This window comes from Nocardia cyriacigeorgica (assembly GCF_005863245.1).
Lineage (GTDB): Bacteria > Actinomycetota > Actinomycetes > Mycobacteriales > Mycobacteriaceae > Nocardia > Nocardia cyriacigeorgica_C.
This window is the reverse complement of record NZ_VBUT01000001.1, coordinates 629,491-652,827: the sequence shown is the minus strand read 5'-3', so window position 1 is coordinate 652,827 and position 23,337 is coordinate 629,491. Positions and strand designations below refer to the sequence as shown.

Genomic DNA, 23,337 nt, shown 5'->3' with positions numbered 1-23,337 from the left:
CTACGCCATCGCGCGAGCGCGCGATGCGCCGCACCGCGGCCGTCGCGGTCGGACTCACCATGGCGCTCGGCGTCACCGGATGTTCGTGGGACGGGCTGAACTCGCTGCCCATGCCCGGTAACGAAGGCACCGGCGAGGGTGCGTATCAGGTGCGCATCCAGATGCCGAATGTCACCACGCTGACGCGTAATTCGCCGGTCCGCGTCGGCGACGTCGCGGTCGGCACCGTCACCGGGATCGAAGTGGAGGACTGGCACGCGCTGGTCACCGTCTCGCTCAATCCCGATGTGGTGCTGCCCGCCAACGCGGTCGCCAAGATCGGGCAGACCAGTCTGCTCGGCAGCAACCACGTGGAGCTCGGCCCGCCGCCGGACATGGCGCCGCAGGGACGGCTCAGCGACGGCGACCTGATCCCGCTCGACCGCGCCGGGGCCTACCCGACCACCGAGCAGGTGCTGTCCTCGCTGTCGGTGGTGCTCAACGGTGGCGGTATCTCCCAGCTGGAGACCATCACCCGGGAACTGAACGCGGCCTTCGTCGGCAACGAGGACGAAATCCGCGATCTGCTACCGCAACTCAACGAGCTGACCACCAACCTGCAATCGCAGACCAACGACATCATCGCCGCGATGGCCGGGCTGGACCGCCTCGGCGGCCAGCTGAACCAGCAGAAGGATCTGGTGGCCGACGCCATCGAGCAGATCCATCCGGCGCTGACCGTGCTGGCCGATCGCCGGGAGAACATCACCCATACGCTCACCGCGCTCGGCGACCTCAGCGACGTCACCCAGCGGATCATCGACAACGCCGGCGACAACCTGAAGGCGAATCTCGCCGCGCTCGGCCCGGTACTGCAAACCTTGGCCGACACCGGCAACAACCTCACCGAGGCGTTGAAGATCGCGTTGACGTTCCCGTTCCCGATGAAGAACCTCGGCAACGCCATCAAGGGCGACTACCTCAACCTGTTCATGACCGTGGATATGACCGGCAAACGCCTGGACTCCAACTTCCTCACCGGAACCCCGCTGGGCGGCCGGTTCGGCGGTGTGGAAGGCGTGCTCGGCACCTTCGCCCCGGATACCGCTGGGCAGCAAGGTAATCCGCTGACCACGCCGATGCAGCCGCCGGCCGGTCAACCCGGCGGGCCCGCACCGACCATCCCCGGGCTGCCGCCGATTCCCGGCCTGCCCGCCATTCCCGGGCTGACCGTGCCGCTGCCCGGCGCGGCCGCACCGGCACCCGCGCCGGAAGGGGGACAGGGGCGGTGACGCTCACCAAATTCGTCAAGATCCAGCTGGCGATCTTCTCCGTACTCACCGTGATCGGCCTGGTCGTCATGGGCGGCACCTACATCGGGGTGCCCGCGATGCTCGGGATCGGCCGCTACAAGGTCACCGTGCAACTCGAGGCGACCGGTGGGCTGTACCAGCAGGCGAACGTGGCCTTCCGTGGCACGAACGTCGGCAAGGTGACCGAGGTCCGGCTGACGCCCGAAGGCGTGGAGGCGGATCTGTCCATCGACAGCGACTACAAGATCCCCAGCGACTCCGAGGCCTGGGTGCGCAGTGTGTCGGCGATCGGCGAACAGTACGTCGACCTGGTGCCGCTCGAAGACGGCGGTGACGGAAACCTCTACGACGGCAGCGTGATTCCGGTGGAGCGGACCAAGCTCCCGCAGGACGTCGGTGCGCTGCTCGACCAGACGGACCGGCTGCTGTCCAGCGTCGCCGACACCCGGCTGCGTCAGGTGATCGACGAGGCGTTCCGCGCATTCAACGGCGCCGGCCCGGACCTGCAACGCTTCATCGACTCGGCGGCCCTGCTGGTGCAGGAAGCCAAGGACAGCGCCGAGCCGACCAAGCAGCTGATCGAACAGATCGGCCCGCTGCTGGACACCCAGGTCCGCTCCGAGGACGCCATCCGCTCCTGGACCGCCGACCTGGCCACGGTGACCGATCAACTGCGCGAACACGATCCGGCGCTGCGCAATATCCTGCGCGACGGGCCGGCCGCGCTGGAGACCGTCACCAACCAGTTCGACTCGCTGCGCCCGACCCTGCCGCTGCTGCTGGCCAATCTGGTGAGCCTCGGCCAGGTCGCGGTCACCTACCACGCGGGCGTCGAGCAGATCCTCGTCGTCTACCCGCCGCTGGTCGCGGCCCTGCTGACCTCGATCCGCGGGCCGCTGGAGTACGGCGCCATGGTCGACTTCATGACGACGCTCAATGATCCACCGCCGTGCACCACCGGATTCCTGCCGCCGGACCAGCGGCGTTCACCGGCCGATACCAGCCCGATCGACACGCCGTCCGGCCTGTACTGCAAGGTTCCGCAGGATTCCCCGGTCGCGGTGCGCGGCATCCGCAACACCCCCTGCGCGGAGTTCCCCGGACGGCGGGCGCCCTCGCCGGAGCTGTGCCGCACCGGGTACGTTCCGGAAGGCAACAACCCGCCCTTCGGCCCGCCGCAGCCCGTCGCCCCCGCCTCGGCGCCGCTGATCCCGGGCTCGGCCCCGGCCGGTGCGCCGTCGGTGGGATCGGGCGCAATGACCACGCCCGCCGCCGCCAGGTCCTACGATCCGGGCACGGGCGTCTATATCGGCACCGACGGCCGCACCTACCGGCAGGGAAATATCGAACCTGGCGGATCGGGAACGGTCCCGTCGAGTTGGCAAGCGATGTTCGAGGAGCAGCAACGATGAGCGAAAAGAACAACAGCCGGACTCGTCGGCGCGCGAGCCGTTCCGCGGGCCCGCCGATCGACGAGGTGCGCAACGAGGCGCTATCGGCCTCGGATCCGGACCGCAGCGATGCGGTCGAGCCCGGTACTGCCGTACCGGGCTCTGCCCATGTTCGGGGGGAGGAACCGGACAAGACGGACACGGGGGTGGTTGCGGGGGCCGGTGGCGCCGATGCGAACACGGTGAAGGTGGAGGCGAGCGCGGCCGAGTCGGCCGCGGACACAGTCGCGCCGAGCTCCGACACGGCCAAGGCGGATGCTGACACGGTCAAGCTGAGCTCCGACACGGCGAAATCCGATGCTGACACTCTCGAGCTGAGCACCGAGGCGGAGAAGGCTGATGCTGACACCGTCAAGCTGAGCACTGGCATGGCGAAGAAGGATGCCGGCACCGTCGAGCCGGATGCCAACACGGTGAAGCTGAACACGGCTTCGGCGCAGGCCGACGCCGACACCGTGAAGCTGGACAAGGCGTCCTCGGGCGCGGCCGACTCGAACTCCGCCGATGACAAGCGCCCCCGCCGTTCGGCCGCCCGCATCCTCGCCGTCGCCGCCTCGACCATCCTCGCTCTCGCGCTGGTGGCCGGTGCGGTGATCTCGGTGTTCGCGGTGCGTTCCACCGAAGAACGTGACGCCCTGCGCGCCGAGTACATCCAGACCGCTCGGCAGACCGTGCTGAACCTGACCACGATCCGCGCGGACACGGCCAAGGAGGACATCGACCGCATCCTCACCATGGCCTCGGGCGAGTTCAAGGACGAGTTCAACGGCCGGGTCGACCCCTTCACCGAGGTGGTCAAGCAGGCCAAGGTGCAATCCACCGGCGAGGTCGTCGAGGCCGCGCTGGAAAGCTCGGACGACAACTCCGCGCGCGTGCTGGTGGCCGCCAAGCAGACCGTGACCAATGCGGGCCAGGAAGGTCCGCAACTGCGGTACTACCGATTCCGGATCACCGTGACCAACAGCGATTCCGGGATGACCGCTTCTGATGTGGAGTTCGTGGCATGAGTGCTCTGGGTTTGCGTACCAAGATCCTGCTCGGTGTGACGGCGGTCGTGGTCGCCGCATCGGCGATCATCCTCGGCATCAACGGCTACCGCTACTGGGACGACCAGCGATCCGAGGATTCCCGCGCCGCCGCCGTGGAAGCCGCCAGCCGCACCGTCTCGGCGATGTTCAGCTACGAACACACCACGGTCGAAACCGAACTGCCCAAGGCCGCCGACAACCTCGCCGACCCGTTCCGCAAGGACTACCTGACGCTGATAGAGAAGGCCATCGTCCCCGGCGCCAAGGAAAAGCAGCTCACCGTAGCCGCCACCACCCAGGCCGCGGGCGTAGTCTCCGCCGACCGCGCCCACGCCGTCGTCATGCTGTACCTCAACCAGGTCACCACCAGCAAGGACAGCCCCCAGGGCACCACCTCCGGCAGCCGAGTGCGGGTGGAGATGGACAAGTCCGACGACAGGTGGCTGGTCGCGTCGGTGACGCCGATCTGACGAACTGCCGACCGACGCGCCACTGACCCGGGCTGTTCTCGACCAGCCGTTCGGCGCGTTGTCGGCGTGTCCGTCGAGTGTCGCGCCCAAACCCGGTGTGTCGAACGCACATTCGATTATCGGCGGTAGCTTGCGTGCATGGTCTCCGCAAAGCACGAGGCGATGCACAGGCTCTTCCGACACGATCCTGGCGCTTTCGCCGGTACGTTCCGCGCCCTCGGCCTACCGTTCCCCGACCCGATCGCCGTCGAACAGGTCTGCGTCGATCTCACCGAGACCGCGCCGGTAGAGCGCCGAGCAGACACCATCCTGCGCATCACCACCCGCACCGACGAGTTTCTGGTGATTATCGAAGCGCAAGGCAAGATCGATCCGTCGCGGCCGGGAGCGTGGACCTACTACCTGTCGTTCGTGCAGGAGAAACACCTGATCCCGGCGATATTGGTCGTCGTCTGCATCAACCGGAACACCGCAGCCTGGGTCGAAGCGGGATTCACGATCGGCCACCGTATCGCCCCGAACCTGACTTTGAAACCGCTCGTCTTCGGGCCTGCCAGCGTCCCAGCCGTCTCCGACCCCGAAACGGCAGCTGCCAACCTGCCGTTGACAGCGCTGTCGGCGATCACCCACGCCACCGAGCCCGATATCGGTGCGATACTGGACGCAGCCGCCGCCGCAGTGCGGGTGCACGGCGACCGTGACGACGTCCAACTGTTCATCGAGCTGATCGACCGCGGTCTGACAAACACCCCCGCCGCCGGACAATGGAGGAAACTGATGGCGATCGAACTGTCGTTTTTCCGAGGCGACACCGCGCAGCAGCTTCGCGAGGAGGGACGCGAAGTGGGGCGCGAGGAAGGGCGCGAAGAGGGACGCGAGGAAGGGCGCGAAGAAGGACGCGAAGAGGGCCTTGCCACCAGCGTGCTGCGGGTAATGCGGCGACGTGGGGTCGTCCTCAGCGCCGCCCAGGAGCGGTTGATCTCGTCGTGCCACGACCTCGCCCAGCTCTGTGAATGGCTCGAACGTGCGGCAGTTGCCGACTCGGCTGAGGACGTGTTCGGGCGCGGCAACTAATGGCGATCGAACTGTCGTTTTTCCGGGGCGCCACCGCGCAGATGCTGCGTGAACAGGGGCGCGAGCAAGGGCGCGCGGAGGCGCGGCGAGAATTGGGTGCGATCGTGCTGCTGGTCCTGCGGAGCCGGGGCGTCGTCCTCACTACGGAACAGGCCGAATTGATCTCGGCGTGCCGCGATATAGACCAGCTCTGTGAGTGGCTGGACCGCGCGGCGCTTGCCGACTCGGCTGCTGATGTTTTCGGCGAGTAACGAGTGAGCGGTCCAGACAGCGGCATCACGGCATCCGAATCAACCGGTCGGTGACAGCGGCCTGGATCAGATCTTGACGTCGGCCCACTTGGCGAACCTCGCCAGGGCGTCGGTGCTGCGGCGGGTGTGGGCGAGGACTCGGATGGTCTCGTGGACCTGCGGGTGGTTGCGGGTCAGTTCGGGGGCGATTCGGCGGGCGTGGTCGAGGCTGGTGAGGGCGCGCTGTTTGTCGCCATGGAGGAGCCAGGCTCGAGATACGTCGATCCAGTGGTGGCCGGCTCGGGAAGGGGCCACCGATTTCGGCAGACGGATTTGTTCGGCGCGCGCTACTGCTGTTGTGCCGTCGGATAATTCAACGGGGACGGCGACGGAGTGGATGTCGACGTTCGACGGACGGAAACCGGTTCCGTAATTGCTGTATCGCTGTCCTGCGACTGCTGCTGCGATGCCACGTGCTTCCGTAAGGTGCGATTCAGCAGTTTCGGCGTCGAGGGCGCGGGCGGCGAGGATCGATCCGCGCAGGTGCAGCGCGCCGCGCACGGCCAACAGATCTGGGGTCGTCGCTATTGCTTCGCTGGCGACGTGGGCCCGCTCGATAATGCGCAGACCGCTGGGGTAAGCGCCGGAGTACAGCAAGATCAGCGCTCGGTTGTAGTCAGCAGCGATCGGCCATATCGGGTCGCCGCTGCGACCAGCTGCCCACTGACAACGTTCTGCGGCCAGCCCGGCGAGATCGAGATAGCCGTACTGGTACGCGAAAAGCATTGCCTTGCTGTAGGCATACGCAAGCGTCGAGTGAATCTGTTCGAGGTGATGCTGCGAATTCTCATCCTCGGCGAGTACATGGAGGCCGTGGATCACGTCCGGCAGTTCGGCGGTCAGGTCGCTGTACCGAGCACGCCGCATCCCCTCCCGAACCCGGTCGAGTGCCGAAGTCAGTCCGTCCAATGTGGTTGGTTCGCTGAGCGGTTCGTCATTGAATGCCAGAATCGTGCGGCGCAATTCCCTGATCGTCGCGTGTGCCGCACTGTCGTCGCGTGCGGGACGGTAGGGCTGACCGGTGAGGTCCTCGATATTCACGCCTAGCGCGCGAGCCACAGACGCGATGAATGCGGGCGAGGCTGCTCTCGAGCCCTGTTCCACCTTGCGTAGAAGCGAGACCGAAACGTGCGCTTTCTGTGCGAGCTGCGGCTGAGTCAGCCGCGCCAGTTTACGAGCCCTGGCGGTGCGTGCCCCGATCCCGGCGTCGTCCATACCTCCACGGTGACACACGTTGTGCCACTTCGCACCAGGTCACGCGGACAAAGTTGACGCGAGCCCCGCCGCCGGGTCGACGTCGGTCCTCGGCGGCGGGTGCGAACCACTCGGCAACGAAGACAGGGGCGGTCTATGGGGCGTACTTCGAACGGGCAACACAGGGCCATCGGATTGGTCCGGCGCGGCGTGCACGGCGGTGACGTCGCCATCCTGCACGCTGTTGCGGGCCGGCACGGCTACGAGCTGGTCTTCACGATCACCCTGGACGTGCGGCCCCTGGTGGCGGCGATGGTGATCGCGCAGCACCTCGGCGACCATGCGGCCTCGGCCGTTGTCGTACCGACCTACGAGCACGCGGAGCCGTACCGAGTGCTGATCACCGAGTTCGCCGATCTGGTGACTCCGGTCCGGCGCTACCCGCGAGGGCACCGGTGGCCCGAGAGCAGCGGAAGATGAAGAGCCCCCTGTCAGGATCGAACTGACGACCTTCGCTTTACAAGAGCGGTGCTCTACCACTGAGCTAAGGAGGCGGAAAGCGGAGCAATCATAACCGGGCGTGCGCACCGCGTGACACCGGGTTTCACGGTGCCAAGCGGTACGCAGTCCGGTCGACGGTGTCCCGAGGCGCAGTATCGACCGCGGTCAGGACTGGGCGCCCTGGCGGGCCGCGTCGTCGGCGGCCATGGCGTCGCGCAGGCTCTTGGGACGCATGTCGGTCCAGTTCTTCTCTACGTACTCGACGCAGGCGGCGCGGCTGTCCTCGCCGAACACCACTCGCCATCCGGCCGGGACCTCCGCGAAGGCCGGCCACAGGGAGTGCTGTTCCTCGTCGTTGACCAGAACGAAGAAGCGGCCGTCTTCGTCGTCGAAGGGATTGGTGCTCATTTCACCTCACTGGATACTGGCGCTGTGTACGGGATCGCTGCTGGGTCGACCGGCGCCGGGTTACGCGAACCGCGGGCATCGGAAACCCCGAGCGTTGTGTCGACCCTAGCAAGGGATACGTTACGGCTGGGCGGTTACCTCGCCGCACCTGCTCAGGCGGCGAAGAAATCGAGCAGGATCTTGTTCACCGCTTCCGGCCGCTCCAGGTAGCCGTAGTGCCCGGCGTCGGGAATCTCCTGGTAGCGGGCTCCCGGAATGGCGTCGGCGACTTCGCGCGACAGGTACGGCGGGATCATCCGGTCGTCGGCGAAACCGACCGCCAGGCACGGCACCGTGATCGCCCGGTAGGCCTGCACCCGGTCGAAATCGTGGTCCATGCGCCGCTGGGCGCGGATGCCGGGGGTGACCGGTCCGCCGGTGAACTCGAACAGGTCCAGCCAGTCGCGGGCCGCATTGGGGTCGGCCATCGTGGCAGGCGACAGATTCATCACCGCGGTGACCGCGGCCTCGTATTTCGGCGGCAGCGAGATGGCGCTCGCGTCCAGTTCGTGTTCGCCGAGCGAGAGCGTCTTCTGGAACTGGTCGAGGCGTCCGTGCCCGGCCAGGAACACCGCCTTACGCACCAGTTCGGGACGGGCCAGCGCCAGTTCCTGCGCGACCCGCGCGCCCATCGAGGTGCCGACGACCAGCGCCGGGCCCTCGTCGAGCAGTTCGATCAGGCCCGCGGTGTCGGCGACCAGCTGGTCGATGGTCATCCCGTCGGCGGCTTCGTAGGAAGGCGCGATACCGCGGTTGTCGAAGGTGCACACCCGATAGCCCGCGGCCACCAGGGCAGGCACCTGATGCAGCTCCCAGACCCGGCCGGGGCTACCGGTGCCCATGATCATCACGACCAGCGGGCCGCCGCCCTTGACGTCGGTGCCCTTGGCTCGGTCGCCCTTGACCTGGTAGTTGAGTGAAATTCCGTTCACCGTGGCCAGTGGCATCCGCATACCCTTTCGTAAGGTTGGTACTGCGCTGCCCACGGTATCGGTACCGCGAAGGCCGGTACACCGGGTGGGCTCCAGCACCGGGTATGTCCGGGCCGCGCGCCAGATACCATTGACTACTCGCACGTACGAGCGCAATTTTGCCGGGAGGACTGAAGATGGCCACGAAGAGCAGCGCGAACGGAATCGCCGACGAGGATCTCGAGCCGCTGGCCGACGAAACCGCTCGTCAGGCCCAGCGCGTCGTGGCGGCCTACGCGGCCGACGCGGACGAATGCCGGATGCTGCTGTCGATGCTCGGCATCGGCCCCGGCGCACGCGGCGAATAAGTCGCCGCACCGGATCGGCGGCCCGTCCGGCGATCCTTCCGACAACTGAAACCGGGAACAGCGAAGCGCAGCGCGGCGTGAGCGACGGCCCGAAGGCGACAGCCGACTCATGACGGGCAGTCGCACGCCGCCCTCAGACAAGGATGCGTGAGTGGACCAGATGACCGACCAGCCGTCCAACGACAACGACTCCTCCGACTACGCCCTATCGGATCCGTCCGGCGCCGCTTCGGTGCCCAATGGCTCCGTATCCAATGGCTCCGGCCCGATCGACACCGAGGTCGCCGAACCCGAACCGATCCAGGCGCAGCCCATCGGCGCCGGCGGCGGCAACTCCGGGTTCGTCGTGGTCGCCAACCGGCTCCCGGTCGATCTGGAAAAACTTCCCGACGGCAGTACGCGCTGGAAGCGCAGCCCGGGTGGGCTGGTCACCGCGCTGGAACCGGTGCTGCGCTCGAACAAGGGCGCCTGGGTGGGCTGGGCCGGCGTCCCCGACGTCGATGTCGACCCGATCATCGAGGACGGTCTCGAACTGCACCCGGTGCCGTTGACGGCACAGGAGGTCGAGGACTACTACGAAGGCTTCTCCAACGGCACCCTGTGGCCGCTCTACCACGACGTCATCGTGCGCCCGGTCTACGACCGGAAATGGTGGGCCGCCTACGTGCAGGTCAACCGCCGTTTCGCCGAAGCCACCGCGAAGGTCGCCGCCGAAGGCGCCACGGTGTGGGTGCAGGACTATCAGCTCCAGCTGGTGCCGAAGATGCTGCGGATGCTGCGCCCGGATCTGACCATCGGGTTCTTCCTGCACATCCCGTTCCCTCCGGTGGAACTGTTCATGCAGATGCCGTGGCGCACCGAGATCATCGAGGGCCTGCTCGGCGCCGACCTGATCGGTTTCCACCTGCCCGGCGGCGCGCAGAACTTCCTCTACCTGGCCCGCAGGCTGGCCGGTCAGCCGACCTCACGTGGCAATGTCGGCGTGCGGTCGAAGCTGGGTGTCGTGCAGGTCGGGTTCCGGAATGTGCGGGTCGGCGCGTTCCCGATCTCGATCGCCTCGGCCGAACTCGACGAGCATTCCCGCCGCCGCTCGGTGCGCGAACGGGCCGCCAAGATCCGCGCGGAACTGGGCAATCCGAAGAACATCCTGCTCGGCGTCGACCGGCTCGACTACACCAAGGGCATCGATATCCGGCTCAACGCGCTGGAAGAACTGCTGATGGAGGGCCGGGTCGACCCGTCGGACACGGTGATGGTGCAGTTGGCCACCCCGAGCCGCGAGCGGGTGCAGAGCTACATCAAGATGCGCGGCGATATCGAACGCCAGGTCGGCCGGATCAACGGCGAGTTCGCCCGGGTCGGCTACCCGGTGGTGCACTATCTGCACCGGCCGATCCCGCGCGAGGAACTGATCGCCTTCTTCGTCGCCGCCGACGCCATGCTGGTGACCCCGCTGCGCGACGGCATGAACCTGGTGGCCAAGGAGTACGTGGCCTGCCACAGCGGTCTCAACGGTGCCCTGGTGCTGAGTGAATTCACCGGTGCGGCAGCCGAATTGCGGCAGGCGTACCTGTGTAATCCGCATGACCTCGACTCGGTGAAGGACGCCATCGCCTCCGCGCTGACCGACGATCGCGATACCAAGCGGCGCCGGATGCGGTCGCTGCGCAGGCAGGTGCTCACCCACGACGTCGACCGCTGGGCGCGCGCGTTCCTGGACGCGCTGGCCCACGATCAGGTCGCGGGCAGCGCCCTGCTCTCCGACGAAGAGGACATGTACTCCGAACCGCACCGCTGACCGCGTTCACAGCAACCACACAGCGAGTCCGCAGCCGCGTCCCAGCGGCAGCGGCGAGCATGGTGGCATGACCGGTACGCAGCACACGCCCGAGGCCAGGGTGCTGGTGGTCGACGACGAGCCGATGATCGTCGAACTGCTCGACGTCAGCCTGCGCTTTCAGGGCTTCGAGGTGGCCACCGCCGCCGACGGCGCCCAAGCGCTGGATCTGGCCCGGACGTTCCGGCCGCAGGCGCTCATCGTCGACGTGATGATGCCGGGCATGGACGGATTCGGCCTGCTGCGGCGGCTGCGCGCCGACGGATTCGACGCACCGGTACTGTTCCTCACCGCCCGCGACGACGTGCACGACAAGGTGACCGGCCTGACCCTCGGCGCCGACGACTACGTCACCAAACCGTTCAGCCTCGAAGAGGTGGTGGCGCGGCTGCGGGTGATCCTGCGCCGCGCCGGTCAGGTGAAACCGCCGCCGGAACGCGCACGGCTGCGGTTCGCCGATATCGAACTCGACGACGACACCCACGAAGTGTGGAAGGCCGGCGAACCGGTGTCGTTGTCGCCCACCGAATTCACGCTGCTGCGGTACTTCATGGTCAACGCGGGCACCGTGCTGAGTAAGCCGCGCATCCTGGATCACGTGTGGCGCTACGACTTCGGTGGTGAGGTCGGAGTGGTGGAGACGTATGTGTCGTATCTGCGCAAGAAGGTCGACACCGGGGAGCCGCGGCTGATTCATACGTTGCGCGGGGTGGGATATGTGCTGCGGGAGCCGGAGAGTGGGCGCGGATGACGGTGTTCGCGAACCGCGGCCGGCGATCATCTGAAACGAGCTGTCGCTGTGGACGGTGAGTCGCCGGAGCAGGCCGCGGTGCCAGGCTCGGCGGCAGCGGCCGAAACCGACTCCGCACCGGACAGCCGCCGGCCCTTCGCCGCGGTGGCCGATGGGGGAATCTCCGCGAACACCGAACAGGACGAGGTGACGCCGGAGGCAGGTCTGCTGCGGCGCGTCCAGCGCACAATCGCGGGAAAGATCGCCGCGATTCCGCTGCGAGTCACGCTGGTGCTGGCGCTGGTCACGCTCGCGGCGGCCGGGTTGCTCGCCTCCGGCGTCGCGGTGACGTCGTCGCTGCGTGGCGTACTTGTCGACCGGCTGGACCGCCAGCTCTACGAGGCCGCCCACACGTGGGCCGATCCTGCCAGGCCGATCCTGCAACGACCCCCTGGCCGGCCGGGTTTCGAACGCCCGCCGGTGTTGTTCTTTGCGCGCGTGGAGGATTCGTCCGGTCGCGTCCTGCAACTCAACGACGGCGGTGGCGGCGCACCCGCGGTGTCCGCCGATCCTGGAACCAGCCCGTTCACCACGGGCTCGACCGGCGGAGATGAGTCCAACTGGCGGGTGCTCTATACCGAGCGGTCGGGCGGAAGCAGCCTGGTCGCATTGCGGATGGATGAAACCGAGGCGATCATCGACCGGCTCATCGTGCTGGAACTGGTGATCGGCGCGGCGGTGCTGGCAGCGCTGGCGGTGGCCGGGTACTTCGTGGTCCGGCGGAGTCTGCGGCGGCTGGTCGAGGTCGAGGAGATCGCCGCCGAGATCGCCGCGGGTGATCTGCATCGGCGAGTTCCGGTGCGCGGCACCAACACCGAGGTCGACAGCCTCGCTTCCTCCCTCAATGCCATGCTCACCCAGATCCAATCAGGTTTCGCCGCGACCGAGGCCTCCGAGGAGGCGGCGCGCCGATCCGAGGCCAAGATGCGTCAATTCGTCGCCGACGCCAGCCACGAACTGCGCACCCCGCTCACCACCATCCGCGGTTTCGCCGAGCTCTACCGCCAGGGCGCGGCCACCGACGCGGCCCTGTTCATGGAGCGGATCGAAAGCGAAGCCAACCGGATGAGCGTGCTGGTGGGCGACCTGCTGATGCTGGCCCGCCTCGACGCCCAGCGCCCACTCGAACGCGAACCGGTCGATCTGCTGGCCCTGGCCAGCGACGCCGTGCACAGCGCACGCGCCGCGGCCGCCGCCCGCCACCCCGACCTGCCGCCCCGCCCCATCGATCTCGACGCCCGGCCGGGAACCGGGACCTACGAGATCTCCGGCGACGCCGCCCGGCTTCGCCAGGTGCTGGCCAATCTGCTGAACAATGCCCTGGTCCACACCCCGCCGGACGCGGCCATCACCGTCGCACTGACACCGGGCGACGACGAGGTGCTGCTCGAAGTAACCGACACCGGCCCCGGCCTACCCGCCGAGGAGGCCGCCCGGATCTTCGAACGCTTCTACCGCACCGACACCTCGCGCAGCCGCGACAGCGGCGGGACCGGACTCGGCCTGTCGATCGTGCAGGCCCTGGTCGCCGCGCACGGCGGGAGCGTGGACGTCCACAGCACGGTCGGCAAGGGAACCACCTTCACCGTCCGGTTGCCGCGCGAGAAGACGACGTCGCCCGGAGGCCGTCTATAGGATCTCGCTCGAGCCAACCGGCAGACTCAGCGACCGAAGACGCTCCTCTTCCCGAGTATGATATCGCCCGCGATACTATTTGCGTGTGGCGAAGTAGAGAAGCTGCTGGCCGCGATCGACAAGCTTCATCAAGTGGAACCGGAGGAGGGTGCCTGACATGTCCGATCTCCACAACCTGCCAGACGCCGCGCACTACGCCTATCGAGTCCTCTGGTCGCCAGAGGACGATGAGTTCGTGGCGCTGTGCACCGAGTTTCCGTCCCTCTCGTGGCTGGCTCCAACTCAGGAGGCCGCACTCGAGGGCCTGCGAGAGCTGGTAGCCGACACGATCAAGGACATGGCCGTCAACGGTGAGACCGTCCCGCAACCGCTCTCCGAGAGGAGCTACAGCGGAAGGTTTCTGGTGCGCACGTCGTCCGAACTCCACGCTCGGCTGTCGCGAGAAGCCGCTGAACAAAACGTCTCGCTGAACCAGCTGCTGAACCAGCGACTGGCGCGCGGCTAGCCATCAGGTGGTCCGCCCGCGCCCGGCTCACCCCTTCCTGGCCACGTAATAACTGTTCAGCGGATCCGCCTCCTCATGGTGGATCTGCACGTCGGTGAAGCCGGCGTCGGCGAGCATCGACAGGGCTTTCTGTTCGCCCCAGACGGTGCCGAGGCCGTCGCCGTCGAGGCCGAGGGAGACGGTCATGCAGTGCATGGTCGAGACGGTGTAGAGGAAGGGGCCGAAGGGGAGGTCGGCGTTGTCTTCGAGGCGGCTGGAGGCCTGGATGTCGACCATGAGGAAGATGCCGTCGGCGCGCAGGGCGCGGGCGATGTTCGCGAGCACGGTGGCGGGGTGGGCCTGGTCGTGGATGGCGTCGAAGACGGTGATCGCGTCGAAGGCGTCGGTGGCGTCGAGGTCGGTCACGTCGAGCACTTCGAAGGTCGCGTTGGTCAGGCCGAGCTGTGCGGCCTCGGCGCGTGCGGCTTCGATCGCTTCGACCGAGAAGTCGTAGCCGATGAAGCGGCTCGCCGGAAATGCTTGCGCCATAAGGTTGATCGCGTGTCCGCGGCCGCAGCCGATATCGGCGAGGTCGATGCCCTCACGCAACCGCTCGGTCAATCCGGGCGCCATCGGCAGGATGCTGTCGATCAGGGCGGCATCGAGTGTGCCCGCACTGAATTCGGCCATGAACTGGTGGAAGCGCGGATAGTTGTCGTAGGACAGGCCGCCGCCGGCCCGGAAGCATTCGGTGATAGCGGGTTCCACCTCGCCGAGCATCGACACGACCTGCATGAAGCGGGCCAGATTGTCCGGGCCCGCGGCGCGGGTCAGCACGGCGGCGTGTGCGGCCGGGAGCAGGTAAGTCTGTGCGGCGGCGTCGAATTCGACGATGCCGGAGACGGTCATCGCACCCAGCCATTCCCGCACATACCGTTCGTTGAGGCCCGCGGTGGTGGCGAGCTCGGCGCAGGTCACCGGGCCGGGCAGGGTGGACATGGTGTCGAACAGTCCGGTCTGATGGCCGATGCTGGTCATCATCGCGGTGCACGCGTCGTTGAGTACGCCGACCATCCTGGCGGCGAACTCTTCGGTGGCGGTTTCGGTCGGTGCCGGATGGACAGTGGTCATGTTCGCTCCTCTTCGACTCGCCGCAGGATTCGCGGCCGGAATGCCGTCGCCATCGAGTGGGGCAGCGTGAGGAACTACGGTGCGGGCCGGCGGAACGGTTCATCGAACAGGTCGCGGCCCATCGCACGGACGCGTGGGCACATCATCGTGAGAATGCGCGGGTGACCACCATCGCGGGGGACGCCAAGCACGCGCGCGAGCATCTTCGCCGGCGGAGCACCGGTCGCAATGGCTGAGGAAGCGGCGGTGGTGAGGAGGCGGCGGCCCCCTCACCACGCGGCGGTTCAGTCCGGGACGTTGGCGCCGTAGCCGAGCTCGCGCAGGGCCTGCTTGATCTTGGTCTGGGCTTCGTCGAGGGATTCGGGGGAGGGGTTCGGGTCGGCGCCGGAGATGTCGAAATTGCCCATGGTGAACGCGGGGAAGACATGCACGTGCAGGTGCGGGACTTCCAGTCCGGCGATCAGCAGGCCGGCGCGTGGCGCGTCGAAGGCGGCGCGCACCGCCTGGCCGACCTTCTGCGCGACACCGGTGAGGCGGGCGAAGGTCTCGGGATCGACGTCCTGCCACTGGTCGATCTCCGCGCGCGGGACCACGAGGGTGTGGCCCTGGGTGACCGGCGCGATGGTGAGGAAGCCGACGAATTCGTCGTCCTCCCATACGAATCGACCGGGGAGCTGACCAGCGATGATCGCACTGAAAACAGAAGCCATGCTCGCAGATTACGCGCCCGGTGCCGGTCTGCGGCCGCTACCGGCGCCGGGCGCGCTCGGCCCTAGACGGCGACGAAATGCGACAGCAGGCCCTGCACCTCATAGATGTCGACCTGGCGGTTGAACTTCTTGTGCAACGGCGCGGGGCTGCCCGCGATCCAGATGGCGAGTTCGGCGTCGAGGTCGAAGGTGCCCGCGGTTTCCACCGAGAAATGCGTGATGGAGCGGTACGGAATGCTGTGGTAGCTCACCTTGCGCCCGGACATGCCCTGCTTGTCGACCAGGATCAGGCGCCGGTTGGTGAACAGAATGGCGTCGCGGATGAGGAGGAAGGCGGCATAGATCTGCTCGCCGTTGCCGAGGAGTTTGGCGTATTCCTGCTGGGCCTGGCCGGGATCGATCCGTCCGGCGTTGCCCATGATTCCGTCCATCAGACCCATGGCCCGCACATCCTCCGCGTGCTCGGGTGAGGGAGCGCCCCCCACTTCGGTTGTCAGCAACCATCATCCACGTGTTCGCCGGGTGCGGCCGGGTCGGCGGCCCGGACCTGCGGCGTTCGTGGTGAACGACGGTTCGCGGGTGCGGGCGGCGGGTTCGGTGAGCCGCGAACCTGACACGCGGAGCGCGACCGTCGCACCTATAAGCTGTCTGCCGTGCGCGTACTCGTCATCGGTTCCGGAGCCCGTGAACATGCCCTCGTCCTCGCCCTGCGCCGCGACCCCGCGGTGCAGGCCGTGGTGGCCGCACCGGGTAATGCGGGCATTGCCCAGCACGCGCAGATCCGCCCGGTCGATCCCAGTTCCGCCGAGGCCGTGGTCGCGCTGGCCACCGAGCTGGCCGCCGATCTGGTCGTGATCGGCCCCGAGGTGCCGCTGGTGCTCGGCGTGGCCGACGCGGTGCGCGCTGCTGGAATCGCCTGCTTCGGCCCGTCCGCGGCCGCGGCCAGGATCGAAGGTTCCAAGGCGTTCGCCAAGGACGTGATGGCCGCCGCCGGTGTGCGCACCGCGCACAGCGAGGTCGTCGACACCCCGGCCGAGCTCGACGCGGCGCTGGACCGCTTCGGACCCACCTGGGTGGTCAAGGACGACGGCCTGGCCGCGGGCAAGGGCGTCGTGGTGACCACCGACCGCTCCGCAGCCCGCGATCACGGCGCCGAACTGCTCGAACAGGGGCATCCGGTGCTGTTCGAATCGTTCCTCGACGGGCCGGAGGTATCGCTGTTCTGCCTGGTCGACGGTGAAACCGTGGTGCCGCTGCTGCCCGCGCAGGACCACAAGCGCGTCGGCGACGGCGACACCGGCCCGAACACCGGCGGCATGGGCGCCTACACTCCGCTGCCGTGGCTGCCGGAGGAGACCGCGCGCGCGATCGTCACCGATGTGGTGGAGCCGGTGGCCGCTGAAATGGTGCGCCGCGGCTGCGGATTCTCCGGTCTGCTCTACGCCGGGCTGGCCATCGGCGCCGAAGGCCCGGCTGTGGTCGAGTTCAACTGCCGCTTCGGTGACCCGGAGACCCAGGCGGTGCTCGCGCTGCTGGACAGCCCGCTGGGCGAACTGCTGTACGCCACCGCGACCGGCACGCTCGCGCAGGTGCGGCCGCCGCGCTGGAAGGACGGGGCGGCGATCACCGTGGTGCTCGCGGCCGAGAACTACCCCGGACGGCCCCGGGTGGGTGACGTCATCACCGGCGCGGGCGAGGGTTCGGCCGACGACTCCGCGACCGTGCTGCACGCCGGTACCGCACTGCGTGACGACGGTGCGCTGATCTCCGCCGGTGGGCGGGTGCTCAATGTCGTCGGCACCGGCGCCGATCTGGCTGCCGCGCGCGCCGCCGCGTATGAGCGGATCGCGAGCATCAAGCTGCCCGGCAGCCACTACCGCACCGATATCGGGCTGGCCGCCGTCGAGGAACGCATCAGCGTGTAGTGCGACGCGAGCTGTGACTGCCCGTGGCACGGAATCGACGCGCGGAAGGGCAGCCACGGCTGCGGGCCCGGCGTGCCGGTTGCCGCGCATGACCGCCCCGAGGTGGGGATTGCCGTGCGGGCGCTGTCGCGAGGCCGCAGTGAGCACCCGTTCGGCTGGTTCGGCGGTGGGCGAGCCCGCGTAGCGCCGGCCGGCGGTGCGGTCGGCGTGCCGGTTGTCGACCATGACCTCATCGACGTCGGGTGTGCCGGTTCGGGCACTGTCGTGAGGCCGCAATGCGCGGCGGGTGGCCGGCTCAGCTGTAGGTGAGCCCGTGCAGTGCCAGCCAGCGCTGCGGGTCGACGTGCTGTCCGCCGACGATCACCTCGAAGTGCAGGTGGGGGCCGGTGGAGTCGCCGCGGTTGCCCATGCGGGCGATCTGCATGCCCGCCGGGACGCGTTCGCCGACGGAGACGAAGAAGTCGTACATGTGGCCGTAGACGGAGATGCTGCCGTCGTCGTGGCGGATCCGGACCCAGAGACCGAACCCTTGCGCGGGGCCTGCGTCGATGACGGTGCCGTTGGCGACGGCGTAGATCGGCGTGCCGATCGGTCCTGCCACGTCGATGCCGTTGTGGAAGGTGCCCCAGCGCTGACCGAACCCGGAGGTGAACACCCCGATCGCGGGGAGCACGAACCCGCCCGCACCGGGTGCGATGCCGCCGGGCAGCACCTCGCCGGGCGTCATGGTGATGGCCGGTGGCGGCGGGGTGCCCATCCACGGCTGACGTTCGCCCGCCGCGGCCGCCGCCGCCTCGTTGCGCGCGCGTTCCAGAGTGGCGCGGGCCGCCGCGGCCACCACGGCCGCTTCACGCAGTCGTTCGCCGTGGTCGACGGCATCGAGGTAGCGCCGCACCGAGGGCGTGGTCGTCTGCATCTGCCAGGGATAGGCCACCGCGATCCGCTGCACCTGTCCCGGTGCGGGCCCGCGGTCGGAGACCAGATCGGTGAAGCTGGAATCGGCGGCGGCGAACAGTGCGACGACGGTGACGCCGCCGATCAGCACCCGGTGCTTGCGTAAGGTCGCCCGCACCTCGTCGCCGGTCGGCCGCTTCGCGACCAGTTCCCGCAGGTCCTCGCGGGTGGGGCGCTTGGCGAGTAGCGCGGTGACATCCGCGCCGGTCGGTCGCCGGTCCGCCAGCTGCCGGGCCTGTGCCATGCGAGAGGCGAACACGCTGCGCAGATCCCGTCGCGGTCCCTTACCTCGGGTTCGCCAGTCCGATGCCAGCACGACCCCGCCGGCCAGGCTCACGTCTTGTAAGCGGGGTGCGTCGGTGCGGGCCTCCTCGTCGGTGGGTAGGTCGTCGCCGGGTGTCTCGGTGGTCACTCTGCCGTCGGCGGATGCGCCGGCAGGCGGGTTGTTGCCGGATGCCTGGTTCGTGTCGGTTGTGCCGGCGGGCGTGTTGTCGGCGGCGATGGCGTCCGCGTGGACGTCGTCGACCGGGTCGGTGCGGGCCTCGTCTTCTGCGCCGACGCGCGGGGAATCGCCGTCATCGATGACGCTGTCGGCCGCGGCTCGCCGGCGCCATCGGGGGAGCCGGAAGGCGCGGGGCTTGCCGTTGACGGCTGCCTGCGCGGTGTCCGGGTGGCGCTGCTCATCGAGCCCGGCGCCGCCGGCTTTATTGCCGTCGGTGGCGGGCTCTTCGGCGGAGTCCTGGTCGAGGGGCGACCGGGGGGCCTTCTCGAGCATCAGGTGCGACCATATCGCCCGACGGCGGTGAGCGTGTGCTCTACCGTCTGTCGGGTGTTCACAGAATCTCGGCGGTCGACCATTCCACCTTTTTACGTGATGGATGTCTGGAAAGCCGCAGCGGAACGAGCCAGGACGCACGGCGATGTGCTCGTGCTCGCGGCCGGGCAGCCGTCGACGCCCGCGCCCGCGCCGGTGCTGCGCGCCACCAAGATCGCCATCGACGCCGAATTGCTCGGCTACACCGAGACTTTCGGCATCCTGCCGCTGCGCGCCGCGATCGCCGAACACCACCGGTCCACCTACGGCTATCCGGTCGACCCCGATGACGTGGTGGTGACGACCGGATCCTCCGGCGCCTTCACCCTCGTCTTCCTGGCCGCCTTCGATCCCGGCGACACCGTGGTGGTGGCCCGTCCCGGCTATCCGGCCTACCGCAATACCCTGACCGCGCTCGGCTGCCGGGTGGTGGAGCTCGATTGCGGCGCCGAGACCCGCTTCCAGCCCACCGTCGCCATGCTCGAGGCGCTGCCGCAGCCGCCGAAGGGGCTGGTGGTGGCGAGCCCGGCCAACCCGACCGGCACCATGATCGACCCCGATGAGCTGGCCGCCCTCGCACGCTGGTGCGAGGCCAACGGCACCGTGCTCATCTCCGACGAGATCTATCACGGCATCACCTACGGCGGCGAGCGCACCGCGTCGGCGTGGGAGACCTCGCGCGAGGCGGTGGTGATCGGCTCGGTCTCGAAGTACTTCTCCATGACCGGTTGGCGGCTCGGCTGGATGCTGGCGCCGACGGACATGCGCCCCGCCTTGCAGCGGCTGGCCTCGAACATGACCGTCTGCCCGCCCGCCATCTCGCAGTACGCGGCATTGCATGCGTTCGGCGCCGAGGCCAAGGCCGAACTCGACGGGCACGTGCGCCGCTACGCGACCAACCGAAAACTGCTGCTGGACGGCCTCGCCGAGCTCGGCATCACCGATCTCGCACCCGCCGACGGCGCCTTCTACGCCTACGCCGACATCGCCCACCTCACCAGTGATTCCCGCGCCTGGTGTGCCGAGGTGCTCGAGCACACCGGGGTCGCGCTGGCTCCCGGACTGGATTTCGACACCGTCGCGGGCAACCACACGGTGCGCTTCTCGTTCGCCGGCGCCACCGCCGACATCGAAGCGGCGCTGGAACGCCTCGGCCGCTTCCTGCGACGCTGAGCACTAACCAGGCGGTCGAACATAGTGTCCGGCAACAACTTTGCACAGTACGACACCATCGCCGCGCGGATGCGGTAAAAACATCGGTGGCTGCTAATTCCTTCCGATTCCGCACGGATGAACTGATGATGACTGGCACGATGGCACGGTGATAACCGCGACGACCCCGAAAGGCGAACGGCGTCGCCAAGCTCTGGTAGCGGCCGCTGCCGAGCTCCTCCTCGAAGGTGGGTTCGATGCAGTGCGGCATCGCTCCGTCGCGACCCGGGCAGAGCTGCCGCTGGCGTCCACCACCTACTACTTCGAATCGCTGGAAGATCTGATCGCGCGCGCGGTCGAGTTCAGCGGCAATGCCGAGCTGGAAGCGATGCGGCGGCGGATCGGCGAGGTGAGCCACCGCAGGCGTGGCGCCGAGGCGACCGTCGAACTGGTGCTCGACCTGTTGATCGGCGCCGACGGGCCGGACGAGGGCGCGCGCGGGCAGCTGATCGCCCGCTACGAGCGCACCGTCGCCTCGGCCCGTCATCCGGAGCTGCGCGAGGTGCAGCTACGACTACGCGCCCAGCTCGACGAACTGCTCGCCGACGTGCTGCGCCGCTCGGACCGGGTGGTGCGGGCCGAACAGCTGCGCAGGCTGGTCGCGGTGGTCGACGGCGCGGTGGTCGCCGCGCTCACCGAACGCGATCCGCAACCGCGGCGGATGGCGCGCGGGGCGCTGCTGGAAGTGATCGACATCGTCGCTCCGCCGACGCCGCAGCAGGTCGACCGGTTCCGAGCACTAGACTGACCGGACGTGAGCCTCGTCCCGAACGTCCTAGCCACCCGCTACGCCAGCCCCGAGTTGGTGCATCTGTGGTCTCCCGAGAACAAGATCGTGCTCGAGCGGCGGCTGTGGCTGGAGGTGCTGCGGGCGCAGTCCGAGCTCGGCATCGACGTGCCCGACGGCGTGCTGGCCGACTACGAGCGCGTCATCGACCAGGTGAACCTGGCCTCGATCGCCGAACGCGAGCGCGTCACCCGCCACGACGTGAAGGCCAGGATCGAGGAATTCAACGCACTGGCCGGGCACGAACACGTGCACAAGGGCATGACCAGCCGCGACCTCACCGAGAACGTCGAGCAGTTGCAGATCCGGCTCTCGCTCGAGCATGTGCACGCCCACGGTGTCGCCATCGCGGCCAGGCTGGCCGAACGCGCCGCCGAATACCAGGTGCTGGTGATGGCGGGCCGCTCGCATAATGTCGCCGCGCAGGCCACCACGCTCGGCAAGCGGTTCGCCTCCGCCGCCGACGAGCTGCTGATCGCGCTGACCCGGCTGCGTGAGCTGATCGACCGCTACCCGCTGCGCGGGATCAAGGGCCCGATGGGCACCGCCCAGGACATGCTCGATCTGCTCGGCGGCGACGCGGCCAAGCTGGCCACCCTGGAACAGCAGGTGGCGCGCCATCTCGGGTTCGCGAACGTGCTGACGAGCGTCGGTCAGGTGTATCCGCGCTCGCTGGACCACGATGTGCTCTCCGCGCTGGTCCAGGTGGGTGCCGGGCCGTCGTCGTTCGCGCACACCATCCGGCTGATGGCGGGCCACGAACTGGTCACCGAGGGCTTCCAGCCCGGCCAGGTGGGCTCCTCGGCCATGCCGCACAAGATGAACACCCGCTCCTGCGAGCGCGTCAACGGGTTGCAGGTGGTGCTGCGCGGTTACGCGTCGATGGCCGCCGAACTCGCCGGTGCGCAGTGGAACGAGGGTGATGTGTTCTGCTCGGTGGTGCGCCGGGTCGCGCTACCGGATGCCTTCTTCGCCATCGACGGCATGATGGAGACCTTCCTGACGGTGCTCGCCGAATTCGGCGCCTACCCGGCCGTCATCTCCCGCGAACTGGACCGCTACCTGCCGTTCCTGGCCACCACCCGCATCCTGATGGCGGCCGTGCGCGCCGGCGTCGGCCGGGAGACCGCGCACGAGGTCATCAAGGAACACGCGGTGGCCGTGGCGCTGGCCATGCGGGAGCAGGGCCGCGAGCCGGATCTGCTCGACCGCCTCGCCGCCGACTCGCGGCTGCCGCTGGACCGGGCCGCGCTCGATGCCGCGCTCGCGGACAAGTCGGCGTTCATCGGCGCCGCCGGTGCGCAGGTCGGTGACGTGGTGGCGCAGGTCGACAAACTGGTCGCCGCCTATCCCGAGGCCGCCCGATACACGCCTTCGCCCATTCTCTGAGCCCGGATCAGGCTCGAGCCTTCGGTGCGCCATGCCCGGCGTGGGGTGGACGCCGACGGTTCGGGTGCGGGTTCGGCTGAAAACGGCCGCGGTGGATTCCGGGGCCGGATGAGCGATAGTGGGCGGGTGAATCCCTACACGATCTTCGCCGACATCATCGCCGGCAAGGAGCCGGCCAGCCGCGTCTACGAGGACGACGACGTCATCGCGTTCATGGATATCCGCCCGCTGACGCCGGGGCATCTGCTGGTGGTGCCCAAGGTGGTGGCGCGCAGCCTCGAGGAGCTCGACCCGGAGCTCGGCGGCAAGCTGTTCCAGGTGGGGCAGAAGCTGGCGGCGGCGCTGCGGGCCAGCGAGGTGGCGTGCGAAGGGGTGAACTTCTTCCTGGCCGATGGTGTCGCCGCTGGTCAGGAGGTGTTCCATGTGCATCTGCACGTCATCCCGCGCACCATCGGTGACGGCTTCGGCTTGAAGGCCAGGCCCACCTCGCCGCACCGGGAGGATCTGGACTATCTCGCGGCGTCGATCAGGGGTGTGCTCGACCGCTGACGTGCGCAATCGGTGAAAGCTGTTACGTACCGGACAGTTTGCTGTCGAAACGCCGAATCCTCAAATGATCACTGGCAACTCGCCCCTGGGTTAG

Annotated in this window: 24 protein-coding genes and 1 tRNA gene; 17 read left to right on the top strand and 8 right to left on the bottom strand. The window is 68.2% G+C overall.

The annotated features are described in order from the left end of the window. Positions 1-23 precede the first annotated feature (23 nt). From FEK34_RS02895 to FEK34_RS02870, 6 genes are all read left to right on the top strand, one after another. Positions 24-1,271 (top strand): MCE family protein, encoded by a 1,248-nt coding sequence (locus tag FEK34_RS02895; RefSeq protein WP_138446388.1) that lies wholly within the window; start codon positions 24-26, stop codon positions 1,269-1,271. Continuing rightward, positions 1,268-2,704, top strand: a complete 1,437-nt coding sequence (locus FEK34_RS02890) for an MCE family protein (RefSeq protein WP_138446260.1) — start codon at positions 1,268-1,270, stop codon at positions 2,702-2,704. The genes FEK34_RS02895 and FEK34_RS02890 overlap by 4 nt, the downstream gene beginning before the upstream one ends. Continuing rightward, on the top strand, positions 2,701-3,750 hold the full coding sequence (locus FEK34_RS02885; protein ID WP_138446259.1) for a hypothetical protein: 1,050 nt from the start codon (positions 2,701-2,703) through the stop codon (positions 3,748-3,750). Before FEK34_RS02890 ends, FEK34_RS02885 begins: the two co-directional genes overlap by 4 nt. Continuing rightward, positions 3,747-4,241 carry a h domain protein gene (locus tag FEK34_RS02880; RefSeq protein WP_138446258.1) on the top strand — a complete coding sequence of 165 codons (495 nt, stop codon included), beginning with the start codon at positions 3,747-3,749 and terminating at the stop codon, positions 4,239-4,241. The genes FEK34_RS02885 and FEK34_RS02880 overlap by 4 nt, the downstream gene beginning before the upstream one ends. Positions 4,242-4,379: 138 nt before the next feature. After that, positions 4,380-5,315, top strand: a complete 936-nt coding sequence (locus FEK34_RS02875) for a hypothetical protein (protein WP_138446257.1) — start codon at positions 4,380-4,382, stop codon at positions 5,313-5,315. Next, positions 5,315-5,566: a hypothetical protein gene (locus FEK34_RS02870; RefSeq protein WP_138446256.1), complete on the top strand. Its 252-nt coding sequence runs from the start codon at positions 5,315-5,317 to the stop codon at positions 5,564-5,566. The genes FEK34_RS02875 and FEK34_RS02870 overlap by 1 nt, the downstream gene beginning before the upstream one ends. Positions 5,567-5,632: 66 nt before the next feature. On the opposite strand, the gene FEK34_RS02865 is transcribed toward FEK34_RS02870, so the two are convergent. After that, complete coding sequence (locus FEK34_RS02865; RefSeq protein WP_138446255.1) at positions 5,633-6,820, bottom strand: helix-turn-helix domain-containing protein; 1,188 nt, start codon at positions 6,818-6,820, stop codon at positions 5,633-5,635. A gap of 135 nt (positions 6,821-6,955) precedes the next feature. Here FEK34_RS02865 and FEK34_RS02860 point away from each other — a divergent pair, with 135 nt between their 5' ends. Beyond that, positions 6,956-7,279 (top strand): hypothetical protein, encoded by a 324-nt coding sequence (locus FEK34_RS02860; protein WP_249358756.1) that lies wholly within the window; start codon positions 6,956-6,958, stop codon positions 7,277-7,279. Positions 7,280-7,281: 2 nt separating this feature from the next. Here FEK34_RS02860 and FEK34_RS02855 read toward each other — a convergent pair. The 3 genes from FEK34_RS02855 to FEK34_RS02845 all read right to left on the bottom strand — a co-directional run bounded on the left by FEK34_RS02855 (position 7,282) and on the right by FEK34_RS02845 (position 8,694). Beyond that, positions 7,282-7,353: transfer RNA gene (locus FEK34_RS02855), tRNA-Thr, on the bottom strand. A 112-nt stretch (positions 7,354-7,465) separates the two neighbouring features. Further along, positions 7,466-7,708 carry an MbtH family protein gene (locus FEK34_RS02850; RefSeq protein WP_011207082.1) on the bottom strand — a complete coding sequence of 81 codons (243 nt, stop codon included), beginning with the start codon at positions 7,706-7,708 and terminating at the stop codon, positions 7,466-7,468. Positions 7,709-7,860: 152 nt separating this feature from the next. Next, on the bottom strand, positions 7,861-8,694 hold the full coding sequence (locus FEK34_RS02845) for an alpha/beta fold hydrolase (RefSeq protein WP_138446386.1): 834 nt from the start codon (positions 8,692-8,694) through the stop codon (positions 7,861-7,863). Positions 8,695-8,855: 161 nt separating this feature from the next. On the opposite strand from FEK34_RS02845, the gene FEK34_RS29860 reads away from it, so the two are divergent. The 5 genes from FEK34_RS29860 to FEK34_RS02825 all read left to right on the top strand — a co-directional run bounded on the left by FEK34_RS29860 (position 8,856) and on the right by FEK34_RS02825 (position 13,793). Continuing rightward, on the top strand, positions 8,856-9,026 hold the full coding sequence (locus FEK34_RS29860) for a hypothetical protein (protein WP_165448960.1): 171 nt from the start codon (positions 8,856-8,858) through the stop codon (positions 9,024-9,026). Between the two features lie 160 nt (positions 9,027-9,186). Beyond that, on the top strand, positions 9,187-10,824 hold the full coding sequence (locus FEK34_RS02840; RefSeq protein ID WP_249358767.1) for an alpha,alpha-trehalose-phosphate synthase (UDP-forming): 1,638 nt from the start codon (positions 9,187-9,189) through the stop codon (positions 10,822-10,824). 67 nt (positions 10,825-10,891) lie between these two features. Beyond that, positions 10,892-11,614, top strand: coding sequence for a response regulator transcription factor (locus FEK34_RS02835; RefSeq protein ID WP_138446254.1), 723 nt, complete (start codon positions 10,892-10,894; stop codon positions 11,612-11,614). 186 nt (positions 11,615-11,800) lie between these two features. Then, positions 11,801-13,288, top strand: coding sequence for a sensor histidine kinase (locus tag FEK34_RS02830; RefSeq protein ID WP_283206580.1), 1,488 nt, complete (start codon positions 11,801-11,803; stop codon positions 13,286-13,288). 157 nt (positions 13,289-13,445) lie between these two features. Beyond that, entirely contained in the window at positions 13,446-13,793 is a 348-nt protein-coding gene (locus FEK34_RS02825) for a type II toxin-antitoxin system HicB family antitoxin (protein ID WP_138446253.1), read from the top strand. Between the two features lie 27 nt (positions 13,794-13,820). On the opposite strand, the gene FEK34_RS02820 is transcribed toward FEK34_RS02825, so the two are convergent. From FEK34_RS02820 to FEK34_RS02810, 3 genes are all read right to left on the bottom strand, one after another. Beyond that, on the bottom strand, positions 13,821-14,903 hold the full coding sequence (locus tag FEK34_RS02820; protein WP_138446252.1) for a class I SAM-dependent methyltransferase: 1,083 nt from the start codon (positions 14,901-14,903) through the stop codon (positions 13,821-13,823). 284 nt (positions 14,904-15,187) lie between these two features. After that, entirely contained in the window at positions 15,188-15,613 is a 426-nt protein-coding gene (locus FEK34_RS02815; RefSeq protein ID WP_138446251.1) for an HIT family protein, read from the bottom strand. A 62-nt stretch (positions 15,614-15,675) separates the two neighbouring features. Continuing rightward, positions 15,676-16,053 carry a PH domain-containing protein gene (locus FEK34_RS02810; protein ID WP_138446384.1) on the bottom strand — a complete coding sequence of 126 codons (378 nt, stop codon included), beginning with the start codon at positions 16,051-16,053 and terminating at the stop codon, positions 15,676-15,678. A gap of 213 nt (positions 16,054-16,266) precedes the next feature. Between FEK34_RS02810 and purD the strand changes: the two genes are divergently transcribed. Then, on the top strand, positions 16,267-17,538 hold the full coding sequence (purD, locus tag FEK34_RS02805) for a phosphoribosylamine--glycine ligase (protein WP_138446250.1): 1,272 nt from the start codon (positions 16,267-16,269) through the stop codon (positions 17,536-17,538). A gap of 295 nt (positions 17,539-17,833) precedes the next feature. Here purD and FEK34_RS02800 read toward each other — a convergent pair whose 3' ends face one another. Then, on the bottom strand, positions 17,834-18,823 hold the full coding sequence (locus FEK34_RS02800) for a M23 family metallopeptidase (RefSeq protein ID WP_249358765.1): 990 nt from the start codon (positions 18,821-18,823) through the stop codon (positions 17,834-17,836). 498 nt (positions 18,824-19,321) lie between these two features. On the opposite strand from FEK34_RS02800, the gene FEK34_RS02795 reads away from it, so the two are divergent. From FEK34_RS02795 to FEK34_RS02780, 4 genes are all read left to right on the top strand, one after another. Further along, the gene (locus tag FEK34_RS02795; RefSeq protein ID WP_138446248.1) at positions 19,322-20,479 is read left to right on the top strand and encodes a pyridoxal phosphate-dependent aminotransferase; all 1,158 of its coding nucleotides are present in this window, start codon (positions 19,322-19,324) and stop codon (positions 20,477-20,479) included. A 148-nt stretch (positions 20,480-20,627) separates the two neighbouring features. Beyond that, entirely contained in the window at positions 20,628-21,266 is a 639-nt protein-coding gene (locus FEK34_RS02790; RefSeq protein WP_138446247.1) for a TetR/AcrR family transcriptional regulator, read from the top strand. Positions 21,267-21,272: 6 nt separating this feature from the next. Continuing rightward, positions 21,273-22,694 carry an adenylosuccinate lyase gene (gene purB, locus FEK34_RS02785; RefSeq protein ID WP_138446246.1) on the top strand — a complete coding sequence of 474 codons (1,422 nt, stop codon included), beginning with the start codon at positions 21,273-21,275 and terminating at the stop codon, positions 22,692-22,694. 108 nt (positions 22,695-22,802) lie between these two features. After that, positions 22,803-23,243: an HIT family protein gene (locus FEK34_RS02780; RefSeq protein WP_249358755.1), complete on the top strand. Its 441-nt coding sequence runs from the start codon at positions 22,803-22,805 to the stop codon at positions 23,241-23,243. Positions 23,244-23,337 lie beyond the last annotated feature (94 nt).

What these genes read in the sequence shown, in the direction of transcription:
- FEK34_RS02895 (WP_138446388.1), top strand. Translation starts at nt 24, where the DNA reads ATGCGCCGCACCGCGGCCGTCGCGGTCGGACTCACCATGGCGCTCGGC.
- FEK34_RS02885 (WP_138446259.1), top strand. Translation starts at nt 2,701, where the DNA reads ATGAGCGAAAAGAACAACAGCCGGACTCGTCGGCGCGCGAGCCGTTCC.
- FEK34_RS02880 (WP_138446258.1), top strand. Translation starts at nt 3,747, where the DNA reads ATGAGTGCTCTGGGTTTGCGTACCAAGATCCTGCTCGGTGTGACGGCG.
- FEK34_RS02875 (WP_138446257.1), top strand. Translation starts at nt 4,380, where the DNA reads ATGGTCTCCGCAAAGCACGAGGCGATGCACAGGCTCTTCCGACACGAT.
- FEK34_RS02870 (WP_138446256.1), top strand. Translation starts at nt 5,315, where the DNA reads ATGGCGATCGAACTGTCGTTTTTCCGGGGCGCCACCGCGCAGATGCTG.
- FEK34_RS02865 (WP_138446255.1), bottom strand. Translation starts at nt 6,820, where the DNA reads ATGGACGACGCCGGGATCGGGGCACGCACCGCCAGGGCTCGTAAACTG.
- FEK34_RS02860 (WP_249358756.1), top strand. Translation starts at nt 6,956, where the DNA reads ATGGGGCGTACTTCGAACGGGCAACACAGGGCCATCGGATTGGTCCGG.
- FEK34_RS02850 (WP_011207082.1), bottom strand. Translation starts at nt 7,708, where the DNA reads ATGAGCACCAATCCCTTCGACGACGAAGACGGCCGCTTCTTCGTTCTG.
- FEK34_RS02845 (WP_138446386.1), bottom strand. Translation starts at nt 8,694, where the DNA reads ATGCCACTGGCCACGGTGAACGGAATTTCACTCAACTACCAGGTCAAG.
- FEK34_RS29860 (WP_165448960.1), top strand. Translation starts at nt 8,856, where the DNA reads ATGGCCACGAAGAGCAGCGCGAACGGAATCGCCGACGAGGATCTCGAG.
- FEK34_RS02840 (WP_249358767.1), top strand. Translation starts at nt 9,187, where the DNA reads ATGACCGACCAGCCGTCCAACGACAACGACTCCTCCGACTACGCCCTA.
- FEK34_RS02835 (WP_138446254.1), top strand. Translation starts at nt 10,892, where the DNA reads ATGACCGGTACGCAGCACACGCCCGAGGCCAGGGTGCTGGTGGTCGAC.
- FEK34_RS02825 (WP_138446253.1), top strand. Translation starts at nt 13,446, where the DNA reads ATGTCCGATCTCCACAACCTGCCAGACGCCGCGCACTACGCCTATCGA.
- FEK34_RS02820 (WP_138446252.1), bottom strand. Translation starts at nt 14,903, where the DNA reads ATGACCACTGTCCATCCGGCACCGACCGAAACCGCCACCGAAGAGTTC.
- FEK34_RS02815 (WP_138446251.1), bottom strand. Translation starts at nt 15,613, where the DNA reads ATGGCTTCTGTTTTCAGTGCGATCATCGCTGGTCAGCTCCCCGGTCGA.
- FEK34_RS02810 (WP_138446384.1), bottom strand. Translation starts at nt 16,053, where the DNA reads ATGGGTCTGATGGACGGAATCATGGGCAACGCCGGACGGATCGATCCC.
- FEK34_RS02780 (WP_249358755.1), top strand. Translation starts at nt 22,803, where the DNA reads ATGAGCGATAGTGGGCGGGTGAATCCCTACACGATCTTCGCCGACATC.